Origin of the sequence: Gloeomargarita sp. SKYB120, assembly GCA_025062155.1 — a bacterium.
Lineage (GTDB): Bacteria > Cyanobacteriota > Cyanobacteriia > Gloeomargaritales > Gloeomargaritaceae > Gloeomargarita.
In genome coordinates, this window is record JANXAM010000029.1 from 1 (window position 1) to 12944 (window position 12944).

The 12944-nt window shown below is 58.3% G+C and carries 16 protein-coding genes and 1 pseudogene; 15 read left to right on the top strand and 2 right to left on the bottom strand.

The window, feature by feature from the left end:
* Nucleotides 1–267: 267 nt before the first annotated feature.
* Nucleotides 268–534 (top strand): annotated as a pseudogene (locus NZ705_09880) (transposase).
* Nucleotides 535–792: 258 nt separating this feature from the next.
* Here the strand turns inward: NZ705_09880 and nadC are convergent.
* Nucleotides 793–1677, bottom strand: a complete 885-nt coding sequence (gene nadC / locus NZ705_09885) for a carboxylating nicotinate-nucleotide diphosphorylase (protein MCS7293259.1) — start codon at nucleotides 1675–1677, stop codon at nucleotides 793–795.
* Nucleotides 1678–1749: 72 nt separating this feature from the next.
* Between nadC and secY the strand changes: the two genes are divergently transcribed.
* From secY to nusA, 11 genes are all read left to right on the top strand, one after another.
* On the top strand, nucleotides 1750–3054 hold the full coding sequence (secY, locus tag NZ705_09890; GenBank protein MCS7293260.1) for a preprotein translocase subunit SecY: 1305 nt from the start codon (nucleotides 1750–1752) through the stop codon (nucleotides 3052–3054).
* Between the two features lie 5 nt (nucleotides 3055–3059).
* On the top strand, nucleotides 3060–3626 hold the full coding sequence (locus NZ705_09895; protein ID MCS7293261.1) for an adenylate kinase: 567 nt from the start codon (nucleotides 3060–3062) through the stop codon (nucleotides 3624–3626).
* A 41-nt stretch (nucleotides 3627–3667) separates the two neighbouring features.
* Nucleotides 3668–3892 carry a translation initiation factor IF-1 gene (gene infA / locus NZ705_09900; GenBank protein MCS7293262.1) on the top strand — a complete coding sequence of 75 codons (225 nt, stop codon included), beginning with the start codon at nucleotides 3668–3670 and terminating at the stop codon, nucleotides 3890–3892.
* 67 nt (nucleotides 3893–3959) lie between these two features.
* Nucleotides 3960–4073 carry a 50S ribosomal protein L36 gene (gene rpmJ / locus NZ705_09905; GenBank protein ID MCS7293263.1) on the top strand — a complete coding sequence of 38 codons (114 nt, stop codon included), beginning with the start codon at nucleotides 3960–3962 and terminating at the stop codon, nucleotides 4071–4073.
* An 18-nt stretch (nucleotides 4074–4091) separates the two neighbouring features.
* A complete protein-coding gene (gene rpsM, locus NZ705_09910) occupies nucleotides 4092–4475 on the top strand; it encodes a 30S ribosomal protein S13 (GenBank protein MCS7293264.1) in 384 nt (127 codons plus the stop codon).
* 20 nt (nucleotides 4476–4495) lie between these two features.
* Complete coding sequence (rpsK, locus tag NZ705_09915) at nucleotides 4496–4885, top strand: 30S ribosomal protein S11 (protein ID MCS7293265.1); 390 nt, start codon at nucleotides 4496–4498, stop codon at nucleotides 4883–4885.
* A 25-nt stretch (nucleotides 4886–4910) separates the two neighbouring features.
* Nucleotides 4911–5843, top strand: a complete 933-nt coding sequence (locus tag NZ705_09920) for a DNA-directed RNA polymerase subunit alpha (GenBank protein MCS7293266.1) — start codon at nucleotides 4911–4913, stop codon at nucleotides 5841–5843.
* Nucleotides 5844–5858: 15 nt separating this feature from the next.
* A complete protein-coding gene (gene rplQ, locus NZ705_09925; GenBank protein ID MCS7293267.1) occupies nucleotides 5859–6209 on the top strand; it encodes a 50S ribosomal protein L17 in 351 nt (116 codons plus the stop codon).
* 2 nt (nucleotides 6210–6211) lie between these two features.
* Complete coding sequence (gene truA / locus NZ705_09930) at nucleotides 6212–7036, top strand: tRNA pseudouridine(38-40) synthase TruA (protein ID MCS7293268.1); 825 nt, start codon at nucleotides 6212–6214, stop codon at nucleotides 7034–7036.
* Nucleotides 7037–7045: 9 nt separating this feature from the next.
* Nucleotides 7046–7516 carry a ribosome maturation factor RimP gene (gene rimP, locus NZ705_09935; protein MCS7293269.1) on the top strand — a complete coding sequence of 157 codons (471 nt, stop codon included), beginning with the start codon at nucleotides 7046–7048 and terminating at the stop codon, nucleotides 7514–7516.
* Between the two features lie 30 nt (nucleotides 7517–7546).
* Complete coding sequence (nusA, locus tag NZ705_09940; protein MCS7293270.1) at nucleotides 7547–8755, top strand: transcription termination factor NusA; 1209 nt, start codon at nucleotides 7547–7549, stop codon at nucleotides 8753–8755.
* A 241-nt stretch (nucleotides 8756–8996) separates the two neighbouring features.
* On the opposite strand, the gene NZ705_09945 is transcribed toward nusA, so the two are convergent.
* Nucleotides 8997–9740, bottom strand: a complete 744-nt coding sequence (locus NZ705_09945) for a DevA family ABC transporter ATP-binding protein (GenBank protein ID MCS7293271.1) — start codon at nucleotides 9738–9740, stop codon at nucleotides 8997–8999.
* A gap of 120 nt (nucleotides 9741–9860) precedes the next feature.
* On the opposite strand from NZ705_09945, the gene NZ705_09950 reads away from it, so the two are divergent.
* The 3 genes from NZ705_09950 to NZ705_09960 are packed head-to-tail and all read left to right on the top strand — an operon-like array spanning nucleotide 9861 to nucleotide 12939.
* Nucleotides 9861–10634, top strand: a complete 774-nt coding sequence (locus NZ705_09950) for an MBL fold metallo-hydrolase (protein ID MCS7293272.1) — start codon at nucleotides 9861–9863, stop codon at nucleotides 10632–10634.
* Between the two features lie 2 nt (nucleotides 10635–10636).
* Nucleotides 10637–11974, top strand: a complete 1338-nt coding sequence (locus NZ705_09955) for an aminopeptidase P N-terminal domain-containing protein (protein ID MCS7293273.1) — start codon at nucleotides 10637–10639, stop codon at nucleotides 11972–11974.
* Between the two features lie 5 nt (nucleotides 11975–11979).
* Nucleotides 11980–12939: a DUF3445 domain-containing protein gene (locus tag NZ705_09960; GenBank protein ID MCS7293274.1), complete on the top strand. Its 960-nt coding sequence runs from the start codon at nucleotides 11980–11982 to the stop codon at nucleotides 12937–12939.
* Nucleotides 12940–12944: the final 5 nt, after the last annotated feature.

Consider the following 12944-nt stretch of genomic DNA (forward strand, 5'->3'; position numbering starts at 1 on the left):
GTTCAATCGAAAATCTGCAATCCTTGGTCAATGAAACTATCCGTAGCTTATGTCAAGTTTTGTGATTTTAGCTATAGTTTCCATCGGTCTAAGGTCATCAAGCAAGTGGTAGAGTTGGCTGGGTGTGAATTATTCGCCAGATTTGAATCCGGTTGATTGAGCAAAAGGTGCGTAAGTTACAGGTGAGTCCAATCGAAAATCTGCAACTCTTAGTCAATGAAACTATTTGTAGATTATGTCAAGTTTCGTGATTTTAGCTATAGTTTTCACCGGTCTGCAGCGGTCAGACAAGCGGTGGAAGCGGCTGGGTGTCACTTGGTTTATTTACCAGATTTGAATCCGATTGAGCAGGTGTGGTCTCGGCTAAAACAGTGGGTCAGTCATGCGTGGAGTTTAACCAAGCAGAATCGACGTTCTCTTGGGGATAAAGCTGTCTTATATGTCAACCTTTATCGGCTTAGCTATGTCTATGCTTGTCACATCCTAGAGTCGCAGGGCGTAGCCCCATCCCTGGTTTTGCTGTCATCTCTCTGACAAACTTAAGCGGCTCAGCTATAAGTTTGTCGCGGACAGACCAGGGTTAGCAGCTCAGGGATTTCAGTCGTCACCCATGTCAAACATGCTCCAGAATAATGGTTACCTTGCACACGCCAGCGGGGCGGGGATTCCTGACTGACAAATGTCTCAAAACTGCTTGAAAATATCGCCCGGAACGCCCTGTTGTCACACAACCATTACATGTCCCGCTAACCGGCGGAGACGTGCTCCCTGACTTGACGCTCAATTTAATCCCTATTTTAGGGGGCTTGTCTCCTTGAGCCGCATACTCAAATCGAGCCAACGGGCCTGGGTAATCGGCGCACTGGTGGCAATGTAATCCACCCCGGTCGCAGCTATCGCCAACAAGTTCTCCAGCGTGATGTTGCCAGAAGCTTCAATCTTGATATGGGGGTGACTTTGGCGGATCAATTGCACCGCCTGTTGAAGTTGTTCGGGCGTCATATTGTCCAGCAAAATGCGTTGGGGTTCACAGGCCAGGGCTTCGGGAATTTGCTCTAGATGCTCCACTTCAATTTCCAAACCCAACGGGTGAGGGGTATGTTGCCGAATCGCCTCCACCGCCCGGCGAATTCCACCTGCAACCGCAATGTGATTTTCTTTCACCAGAACCGCATCATCCAGACCCAACCGGTGATTTAAACCGCCGCCAACCCGAATCGCGTACTTTTCCAGCAGGCGTAGCCCCGGCGTGGTCTTGCGGGTATCCACCACCTGCACGCCCGTCCCCTGCAACCGCTCAACGTACTGCCGCGTCAAGGTGGCAATGCCGCTCAGGCGCATCACGATGTTCAAAGCCACCCGTTCTCCCATGAGCAGGGCATTGGTCGGCCCCTGCACCAGCGCCACCACCTGACCAGCAGTCACCACTGTGCCTTCAGCCACCTGGGGAACAAATGCCACCTGCGGGTCTAGCCAGTAGAACAACCGCGCCGCGACCGGTAACCCTGCGATCACGCCCGCCGCCTTTGCCTGCCAGAAACCTTCACTGGTACCCTGGAGACCCAATCCCAACGTCGTCTGGTCGCCCCGTCCCACGTCCTCCCGCAACCAAGACTTCAGCGTCTCGTCCAATAAAAACCAGGGCAAACCGGCCAGGGAGTCGGCAAGTCCAGTCATGGGCAGCCATTACGACGTTGACCGTTTTCGGGTAAAATTTTAACCTAGCCTTTGCGTCGGAAATAGCATTTTATGGACGTCACTCGGGGTCGCACCCCTACAGCTCAAGAAACCTTTGCCCAGATGGCCCAGGCCGCTGGTTTGCGGGGGCGAGTTTTACTCACGCTCGGTATTCTCATCGTGGCGCGCTTGGGCATCTTCATCCCGGTCCCCGGCATTGACCGCCAGGCGTTTGCCGAGAGCATCGCCCGCAACCCAGTGATTGGGTTTTTGGATATTTTTGCCGGTGGAGGCTTGTCCACGCTGGGGATTTTTGCCCTGGGGATTTTGCCCTACATCAACGCCTCCATCATCCTGCAAATTTTGGCGGCGGCCATTCCTGCGCTCGAACGCTTGCAAAAAGAAGAGGGGGAAGCGGGACGACGGAAAATTTCCCAGATTACCCGCTATGTGGCCCTTGGCTGGGCGATTCTTCAAAGCACGCTTCTAGCCAGTACCTGGGTGCGTCCTTTTGCCTACCATTTCGGACCAGCGTTTGTCATCAAAACAGCGCTGGTGTTAACCGCTGGCTCGATGTTTGTGATGTGGTTGTCGGAGGTGATTACTGAACGGGGGATTGGCAACGGAGCGTCGCTGTTGATTTTTGTGGGGATTGTGGCGGGCCTGCCGGTCTCAATCAACCGCACGATTGAGTGGGTCAAAAGCGGCGGCAGCGTCGGTAGCGTGATTGTACTGGTGCTGGCCTTCTTGGCGATGATTGTGGGGATTGTGTTTGTGCAGGAAGGCATCCGGCGAATTCCCATCGTTTCGGCGCGGCGGCAAGTGGGACGCAAGTTTTATCGGGAACAACAGAGTTATTTACCCTTGCGGTTGAACCAGGGGAATGTGATGCCAATTATTTTTGCGTCAGCGATGCTGGTGCTACCTGCATCCCTAGCCCAATTCACCGGCAATCCGGTGCTGGTGCAAGTTGCCACTTATCTTTCTCCCACTGGACCCATGCCGTTGCTGTATGTGCTGTTTTACTTGGCGCTGATTTTGATGTTCAGCTACTTCTACACTAGCTTGATCCTGAACCCGGTGGACATGGCCCAGAATTTGAAAAAGATGGGTTCGACGATTCCTGGCATTCGCCCCGGCAAGGCCACCAGCGAGTACTTAGAAAAGGTGCTAAACCGGTTAACATTTCTGGGAGCGATTTTCCTGGGGTTGGTCGCCATTCTCCCAACCGCCGTTGAAAGCGCCACGCGAGTGACAACCTTCCAGGGGTTTGGGGCTACATCGTTGTTGATCATTGTGGGGGTGGCGATTGATACGGCCAAGCAGATTCAAACCTTTGTCATCTCCCAGCGCTACGAGGGGATGGTGAAACAGTAGTACCTATGCCGCGCGTGATCTTGATGGGGGCGCCGGGTTCGGGCAAGGGCACCCAGGGGGAAATTCTGTCGCAAATGTGGGGAGTCCCGCGTCTTGCGCCGGGGGATATTTTCCGGGACCATATCCGCCGGGGGACGCCCCTAGGCCAGGCGGTCAAACGCTACAGCGACGCGGGGATGTTGGTGCCGGACGAGGTGGTGATCCAGGTGATGCAGGAGCGACTGACCGCTCCCGATGCCCAAGCCGGTTGGATTTTAGATGGCTTTCCCCGCACCGTGCCCCAGGCGGAAGCATTAGACGAACTGCTGGCGCGTTTGGGTCAACCCTGCGACGCCATCATCAACCTAGAGGTGCCGGAGGAAGTGTTACTACCCCGATTGCTGCAGCGCGCCAAGGAACAAAACCGGGCCGACGACACGCCAGAGGTGATCCAAAACCGCCTGCGGGAGTACTACAGCAAAACCCAACCCCTGCTGGATTTTTACAGGGAGCGGGTGATTCGTATCGACGGCACCCAGCCCATTCCCCAGGTGACCGCCCAGATTCAGGCACATTTGGCGGCGACCTGTTAGGCTATAAATAGGTAATTCTTTGCAGAGGGAGGCGAGTCTGCTTGTCTAAACAGGACCTGATTGAAATGGAAGGGACAGTGACCGAGTCCTTGCCCAACGCCATGTTCCGGGTGGACTTGGACAATGGCTTCAACGTGCTGGCCCACATCTCCGGCAAAATCCGGCGCAACTACATCAAAATCTTGCCAGGCGACCGGGTGAAAGTGGAATTGACCCCCTACGACTTGACCAAGGGCCGCATCACCTTCCGCCTGAAGAAAAAATAGTCCCTATTGACAAGGACGCCCCTTGCCAGTATTATTATGATTTTGCTGTGGCTATGGGTAAGGGGTTATGAAGGTGCGGGCTTCGGTCCGGCGGATGTGTGAAAAATGTCGGGTGATTCGCCGGAGGGGGCGGGTCACGGTCATCTGCAGCAACCCCAAGCACAAGCAGCGGCAAGGTTAGTGCGTTGGCGAGGGGCAAGTGGCACGGATTGCAGGTGTGGACATTCCCCGCGAGAAGCGGGTTGAGGTGGCCCTGACTTACATCTACGGGATTGGGCTGACCCGGTCGCGGCAGATCTTAGCGGCGACAGGGATTAACCCGGACACCCGGGTCAAAGACCTGACGGACCAACAGGTGGCAGCGCTGCGGGAGTACATTGAGCGAAACTACCAGGTGGAAGGGGACCTGCGCCGGGTCGAGGCCATGAATATCAAGCGGCTGATGGATATTGGCTGCTACCGAGGTCGGCGGCATCGGCTAGGGTTGCCTGTGCGCGGTCAACGCACCCGCACCAATGCCCGCACTCGCAAGGGGGTGCGCAAAACCGTGCCCGGTAAGAAGAAGGCGACGGCGAAGAAGTAGCGTTGTAGGGAGTAGGGGCTATGGCACCGCAGAAAAAAGGGGGCGCTCGCAAGCAGAAAAAAAATGTACCCAATGGGATTGCCCACATTCAGTCCACCTTTAACAACACCATCGTGACGATTACCGACCCCAAGGGAGATGTGATCGCCTGGTCGTCAGCCGGGGCCAGCGGGTTTAAGGGGGCTAAAAAGGGAACGCCCTTTGCCGCCCAGGTGGCCAGCGAAAATGCGGCGCGGCAGGCGATGGAACATGGGATGCGGCAGGTGGAGGTGATGGTGTCCGGACCAGGTTCGGGACGGGAAACGGCGATCCGGGCCTTACAGGCGGCGGGTTTGGAAATTACCCTGATTCGGGATGTGACGCCGATTCCCCACAACGGTTGTCGTCCCCCCAAGCGGCGGCGGGTATAGGTTGTTGACCTAGCGGGAGGGTGCTATGGCGCAGTTCAAAGTGGAAGTTGTCGAAACGTCAGGGCAACAGCAGTACGGGCGTTTCGTCCTGGAACCACTACACCAAGGTCAAGGCACAACGGTTGGCAACGCTTTGCGGCGAGTGCTTTTGGGAGACCTCGAGGGCGCAGCCATTACGGCGGTGCATATCGAGGGAGTCACCCACGAGTTTTCTACCGTGCCAGGGCTGCGGGAGGACGTGCTGGAGTTGATGCTGAATCTCAAGGAGGTGGTGCTGCGCAGCCACAGCCCGGAGCGGCAACTGGGACGCCTGGAGCGGGTACAGGGGCCGATGATCATCACGGCGGGGCATTTGAAATTGCCGCCGGAGGTGGAGGTAGTGCATCCCACGCAGTACATTGCAACCCTGGCGGAGGGTCACACCCTGGAGATGGAGTTTTATGTGGAGCGGGGGCGCGGCTATCGCCTGCAGGACGGTAGCCGTAAGGACAACACGTCGGTGGACTTTCTCCAGATTGATGCGGTGTTTATGCCGGTGCGGCGGGTGAACTGGCAGGTGGAAGAGTTCCGCGGGGAAGATGGCTTCCTGAAAGACCGGCTGATCCTGGAGGTCACCACAGACGGGAGTATCAGCCCCAAGGAGGCGGTGAGTCAAGCGGCGCATATCCTAGTGGACTTATTCGCTCCTTTGCGCACCATTACCGGATTAGAACCGGTTGACAGCGGCCAGACCTCCGAGGAGGACAAAATTGGCCAAATTCCCATCGAAGAACTGCAACTGTCGGTGCGGGCTTACAACTGCCTGAAACGGGCGCAGATTCACACGGTGGCCGATTTGCTCAACTACAGCCAGGAGGAGCTGCTGGAGATCAAAAACTTTGGCCAGAAGTCGGCGGAAGAGGTGATCGAGGCGCTGCAAAACCGCTTGGGCATTGTGTTACCCAAAGAAAAGGCGTAAGGAGGCATACAGACGATGCGGCATGGCAAACGCATTCCCCGGCTGAGTAAACCGGCAGACCAGCGCAAGGCCCTCCTGCGGGCCTTAACGACGGCGTTGCTCCGTCATGGGCGCATCACCACCACTAAGGCGCGAGCCAGAGCCGTGCGGGCGCAGGTGGACCGGATGATTACCTTGGCCAAGGACGGGTCCCTGGCGGCGCGGCGGCGGGCTTTGGGGTACATCTACGACAAACAACTAGTCCACGCTCTGTTTGCGGAGGCTCCCGAACGCTATGGCAACCGGCCTGGAGGGTACACCCGCATCATCCGCACCATCCCCCGTCGAGGCGACAACGCAGAGATGGCGATTATTGAGCTGGTTTAGCGTTGCCTAGGGTTGCGCTCCTGCTGCAGTACGTCGGCACGCATTTCCACGGCTGGCAGTCCCAACCGGGCCAACGCACGGTGCAGGGAGTTTTAGAGGAAACAATTGCTCAAATTACGGGACAACCCGCCCAGGTCATCGGCGCCGGGCGGACAGACACAGGGGTGCATGCGGCGGGTCAGGTTGCTCATTTTGATGCGCCGGCTTGGATCCCCCCGGAACGCTGGGCGGTGATACTCAACGCACGGTTGCCGGACGATGTGCTGGTGCGGGCCAGTGTACCGGTGCCGGCGCAGTGGCATGCCCGGTTTTCCGCCCGCTGGCGGCGGTATCGCTATTGCCTGTACACCGAACGGCAGAACAATCTATTTACTGCGCCCTTTTGCTGGCATTACTACTATGCGCCGTTGGACGTGGACCGGATGCGGGCGGCCCTGGAACCGCTAGTGGGCCACTGGGAACTGACAGCCTTTCACCGCAGCAATTCGGGGCGCGACCACTCCTGGGTGGAGGTGCAGGACGTGGCCTGCTGGCGGCAAGATGCCTGGGTCTATATCGAGGTGCAGGCCAATGCCTTTTTGTATGGGATGATGCGGTTATTGGTGGGGATGCTGGTGGAGGTAGGCCGGGGCTGGCGGTCTGTTGGCGAATTTACGGCCCTGTGGCAACAGCAACGGCGGGAGGAAGTGAAGTACGCTGCGCCGGCACGGGGGTTGACTCTGTTGCGGGTCGGTTACGATGATCCCTATCTGTTTCCCCCATCGCTTGTGGAAACCGCCATGCCCCTGTGGGAGACCCAGCCGGTTGCCCGTGTTATCATGAAGTAAGACTGTGCTATGACCCATCCCGTTATCCCACAGGTTTTGGCATTGGCTCGGCCCATCGGGGAATCTCTGGGTTTAGAGGTGGTGGGAGCATCGTTTCACACGAACCAGGTGCCGCCGGTTTTGCGGATTGACATTCGTCATCCCTATCAGGACACGGGTCTGGACGATTGCGAGCGTATGACCCAGGCCCTGTCGCCGGCTCTGGATGCAGTGGATTGGTTTCCCGAAGCCTATATCCTGGAGGTATCCAGCCCCGGTGTGGGGGAGGAATTGGTAACCGACCGGGACTTCCAAGTGTTTCAGGGGTTTGCGGTCCAAGTGGAGTTGCACACCCCTTATCGAGGCCGTCGGGAATGGCGGGGACGGTTGCTGCGCCGGGACGCCGAAGCGGTGCTGCTCAACCAACGGGGACGCACAGTGCGTTTGTTGCGGGCATGGGTGGCACGGGTAATGCTGACCACCGATGACCAGGATGACTAACTTTCGACCACACCCAATTGAATAACCCCTATGTCTATCATCAATCTCCCGAATTTGAAGGAACTGATTGACGAAATTAGTCGCACGCACAACCTGCCCAAAGCCGAGTTGCAGGAGGCGCTCCGCGAGGCGCTGCTGAAGGGATACGAAAAACACCGGCGGGCCAAGGAGTTGAACAAACGGGAATTCAGCGATGACTATTTCCGCAACTTTGATGTGGAGCTGGACCTGGAGGAAGGCGGGTTTCGCATTCTGGCGGAAAAAACGATTGTGGAGGAAGTGAAAGACCCGGACCACGAGGTGGCGCTGGCGGAAGTCAAACCGTTTATCCCCGAAGCCCAGGTGGGGGGTACGGTGGTGTTGGATGTGTCGCCCGACGACCGGCGCGAACTGGGACGCATGGCGGCGATGCAGACCAAACAGGTGTTTCACCAACTGCTGCGGGAACTCAAGCGCCGTTTGATCCAAGAAGAATTCCAAGACTTGGAAGGCACGGTGTTGTCGGGGCGGATTCTCCGGTTTGAACGGGGGTCCTGGATTGTTGGCGTGACCAGCGGTTACAACCAGACCGAAGTGGAGGCGGAGTTACCCAAGAAAGAGCAATTGCCGAACGACAATTACCGCCCCGGCGCCACCTACAAGTTCTACCTGAAGCAGGTGCATACAGGCCCCCACAAGGGTCCCCAACTAGTGGTTTCGCGAGCAGATGCGGGGTTGGTGGTGTACCTGTTTGCCAACGAAGTGCCGGAGATGGAGGACGAAATTGTGCGGATTGTGGCGGTAGCGCGGGAAGCCAATCCCCCTACGCCCAAAGTTGGGCCGCGCACCAAGATTGCTGTTGATACCCTGGACCGAGACGTGGACCCGGTGGGCGCATGTATCGGGGCGCGGGGGTCGCGGATTCAGGCGGTGGTCAACGAACTGCGGGGCGAAAAAATTGACGTGGTGCGGTGGTCTCCCGACCCGGCGACGTATATTGCCAACGCCTTGAGTCCCGCCCAGGTCGAAGCGGTGCGCCTGGTGGACCCGGATGGCCGCCAAGCCCACGTGCTGGTGGATGAAAAGCAGTTGAGCCTAGCCATCGGCAAAGAAGGGCAAAATGTCCGGCTGGCGGCGCGGTTGACGGGCTGGAAGATTGACATCAAGGACAAAAACAAGTACGACGCGGCGGCGGAAGATGCCCGGATTCAGGAAATCATCGCCGAGCGGGAACGCCAGCGCGAACAGGCAGCCGATTAGCCGATGCCACCTGGTTGGCGACGCTGTCTCAGTTGCCGAACGGTAGGGCCGCGAGAACAGTTCTGGCGGGTGGTGCGGTTGCATCCGTCGCATCAGGTAGTGCTCGACCAGGGGATGGGCCGCTCCGCCTACCTGTGCCCCAAGCGGGAGTGCCTGCAGTATGCGCAGCAAAAAAATCGCCTAGGCAAGGCCCTGAAAGCGCCCGTCCCCCCAGAGATTTATGCCGCCTTGTGGGCGCGGCTCAACACAGCCGGTCCTGCACCAGACAACCGTCCTCCAGATGCACAATCCGGTCCGCAATGTCCAGAATCCGGTGGTCGTGCGTAACCAGCAAAATCGCAGCGCCCTGTTCCTTGGCTAGACGCTGCAACAGGTCCACCACTTCCCGCCCGCTTTTGCTGTCAAGGGAGGCGGTGGGTTCGTCGGCCAGGATCAGCCGGGGATGGGCCACCAACGCTCGCGCTATCGCTACCCGTTGCTTTTGACCGCCAGAGAGATCGTGGGGGTAGCTGTCGCACTTGTCAGCCAGACCCACTTGCGCCAGCATCGCTTCGGCCATGGCTTTGGCTTTCGCCGGCGGGATATGGGGATGCAATTCCAGTGCCATTTGCACATTCTGGCGGGCGGTGAGAAATTGCAGCAGGTTGTGTGCCTGAAAGATAAAGCCAATCCGCCGCCGCAACTGGGTCAGGGTGGCCTTACTCGCGCCATTTAGCTCCTGCCCAAACACCTTGAGACTCCCTTTTTGTACCGACCGCAAACAGCCAATCAAGGTCAACAAGGTAGTTTTCCCTGACCCCGACGGCCCCGTCAGTAGGACGATTTCCCCTTCCCGGATCGTGAGATTGATGTCAAAGAGAATTTGCTTGCGCAACTCCCCTTCCCCGTAAGCGTGTTCCAAATGGGCAATCGCCACAACCGGTTCGCTCGGTTCGGTAGCGGTTGCCGGTACGGTAAGCGGTGCGAGAACAGGGGCTGCCGTCATAAGCGTTCACAGATTTTCAACAATTTTAACAATCAGGCTGCCGGTTCGGGGAACTGCCGGTGGGATAAAGACTTCTTCAAAGTGCGGTACGCTGAAGGGCGATGTGAACGGGAATTGCGCATGAAACGACGGGACCTGTTAATTGGCGCGGGGACATTGCTGGCGGCTGGGCGCGTCTTGGCACAGGGAGCACCGGCGGGCGTGACCATTCAATTTTTGGGGCACATGTGTTTTTTGTTCACAGGGGGGGGATTGCGGCTGCTGGTCAACCCCTTTCGCCCCATTGGTTGTACGCAGGGGTATCGGCCCCCCCGGGTGCCTGCCGATTTGGTGCTGGTGAGTAGTTTGCTGCTGGATACGGGGTATGCGATTGACTTGCCGGGCGACCCCCGGGTGCTAGCCACGCCTGGAGACTACGAACTGCCCAACAATTTCAAGGTCTCTGGGTTTCAAACCTTCAGCGACCGGATGGGAGGACGGCGATTTGGCGCGAATATCTGCTGGCGCTGGACGCAAGGGGGGATTCGGTTTTTGCATTTGGGGGGTATTGCCACGCCCATCAGTGTGGAGCAGCGGATTTTGTTCGGTAATCCCGATGTGTTGTTTGTGCCGGTAGGAGGGCGCGACAAGGCCTACAACCCCAAGGAAGCCGCCGAAGCGGTGCAAGCCCTGAATCCCAAAATTATCGTGCCGACCCATTTTCGCACGGCTGCCGCCGATGACCAGTGCGACTTGTTCCCGGTGGAGGACTTTTTGGCCTTGATGGGCAATATTCCCGTGCGGCGGTTGGGAGACCAGGTGACGATTCGTCCTGGCGATTTACCCAAGCAGGGGTCATTGATTCATTTGTTTAGCTACAATTTCCCTACACCCCGTCCACAACCCCGCCGCTAGCGATGGTGACGACACCGGTTGGTTTACATCCCCCTATCCCCGCCAGCGAGTACGCCGAACGCCGCCGCAAGTTTTTGAGCGTTTTGGGTCGGGGTGTGGCGATTTTACCGAGCGCCCCTTTGAGCTATCTCCACAACGACGTCGAGGCCAACTACCGACAAGATGGGAACTTGTTTTACCTGACGGGGTTGAACGAGCCGGGCGCGGTGGCGGTGTTTGCCCCCCATCATCCTGAACACCAGTTTGTGCTGTTTGTCCTGCCCAAGGATTGGGAAAAAGAGGTGTGGACCGGTTACCGAGTGGGACCCGAAGCCGCCAAAGAACTTTATGGCTGCGATGCGGCCTTTCCCCTGGAGGAACTAGACCAGAAACTGCCGGAGTACGTGGAGGGGGCCGACTGCATCTACTACCACCCCAGCCGCGACGAGGCAATGAATGAAAAAATCTACCGGCTCTGGCAAAAAATGCTCCACCTGCGGCAACGCAAGGGCTATGGGCCGACGATGCTGGCGGACGTGAATCCCCTGTTGCACCCGCTGCGCATGGTCAAAAGCCCCCTGGAGATTGAGCGCATCCGGCAAGCGGCGGCCATTGCCATCCAGGCCCACCAGCACGCCCAGGAAATCGCCCGCCCCGGCCTGTACGAATACGAAATCCAGGCGGCCATGGAGCACATCTTTCACCAGCACGGGGGTCGACCGGCCTATCCCTCCATCGTGGCCTCGGGACCCAACGCCTGCATCCTGCATTACGGGGACAACACGCGCCAGACCCAGGACGGGGACTTGGTGCTGATTGACGCTGGGTGCGCCTGGGGCTGCTACAACTCAGACATCACGCGCACATTTCCAGTCAACGGACGCCTGACCCCACCCCAAAAAGACATCTACGACCTGGTGCTGCGGGCGCAGTTGGCGGCGATTGACGTGGTGAAGCCGGGGGTGCCCTACGACCAAATCCATAAAACGGCGGTGCGGGTGCTGGTGGAAGGGTTGATTGACCTGGGATTGCTCAAGGGCGACCCGGAAGAAATCGCCAGTGAAACGGACGAGAAAAAGCAACTGTACCGACCCTACTACATGCACCGCACGGGGCACTGGCTGGGGTTGGATGTGCATGACGCCGGCATTTACTACCAGGCCAGAGACCAGGCGACGCTGCTGGCACCAGGACAGGTGTTTACAGTGGAACCAGGACTGTACATCGGCCCCCACACCCAACCCGCCGAGGGGCAACCGCCCATTCCCGACGAGTTCCGGGGGATTGGGGTGCGCATTGAAGACGACGTGCTGGTGACGGAAACGGGCTGTGAGGTGTTGACAGCGGCGGTACCCAAGTAACGTCCATGCCTGCCCGGACAGTGGAGCAGTTGCCCGAGGCGCCCCGCTATTTCCCGCTGGAGAAGGGCCGCTACGAGGTCAAACCGGGCCTGCATCCCCTGGGAACAGATTTCGGCAATGGAGACTGGGACCGACGGGTGTTTCAGATAGATAGCGACTTTCCCCACTACCACCAGGTCAAGCAGGCGGCCCGCCAGGAACATCTCGCCAAGTATGTGCAGACCTGGGAGTTGTCCCCAGCGGTGGAACGGGCCGTAGCCGAGTTCATGGCCCAGCGCCTGGCCCAGGAGTATCCCCAGTGGTTTCACCTGGAGACCTGGATTAACGGCTGGCAATTGCGCTGTGATTTAACCGGCGACACCCTGGCGTTTGACCGGGAGGGACGGGTGCAGCATCCAACCTACGGCTCGGCGTTGGATGCCCTGGCGATGCAGGTGCAGGAGGATGTGTGCGTGGTGTGTCGCGCCGGAGACCGCCACTGGGTGAGCGCCATTCACCTGTGTTTTCCCAATCACTGGGCAGCCCAAGACAAGATTGGCAAGACGTTTGCCGAGGTCCACGCGCCGGTGCCGGGCATGGCTCCCTTGAATCAACGGGGAGTGGCGCTGGTGCATGCCATGATTGCGGGTCCACCGATGGTGCGGTTTGCCTGGGGGTTGAGCACCGATACGGAGTTGAACCATCACCCGGACCGGCCTGCTGGTCGCACCTTTGACCCCCAACACCCGCAACTATACCTGCGCATCGAACGCCAGGTGATCTGGGGCTTGCCAGCGGTGGACGCTGCCGTGTTTACCATCCGCACCTACTTCCGGGACGTCAGTGTTCTGCGGCGCGACCCTAGGTTGTGTACGCTGTTGCAGCAGGCCATTCGGTCCATGTCACCCCCATCGCTTGCTTATAAGGGATTAGCCGCGCATTGGCAAGAAATTCTGGCTTGGTTGGAAGGGGGTTCTGCACAATAAAAGAA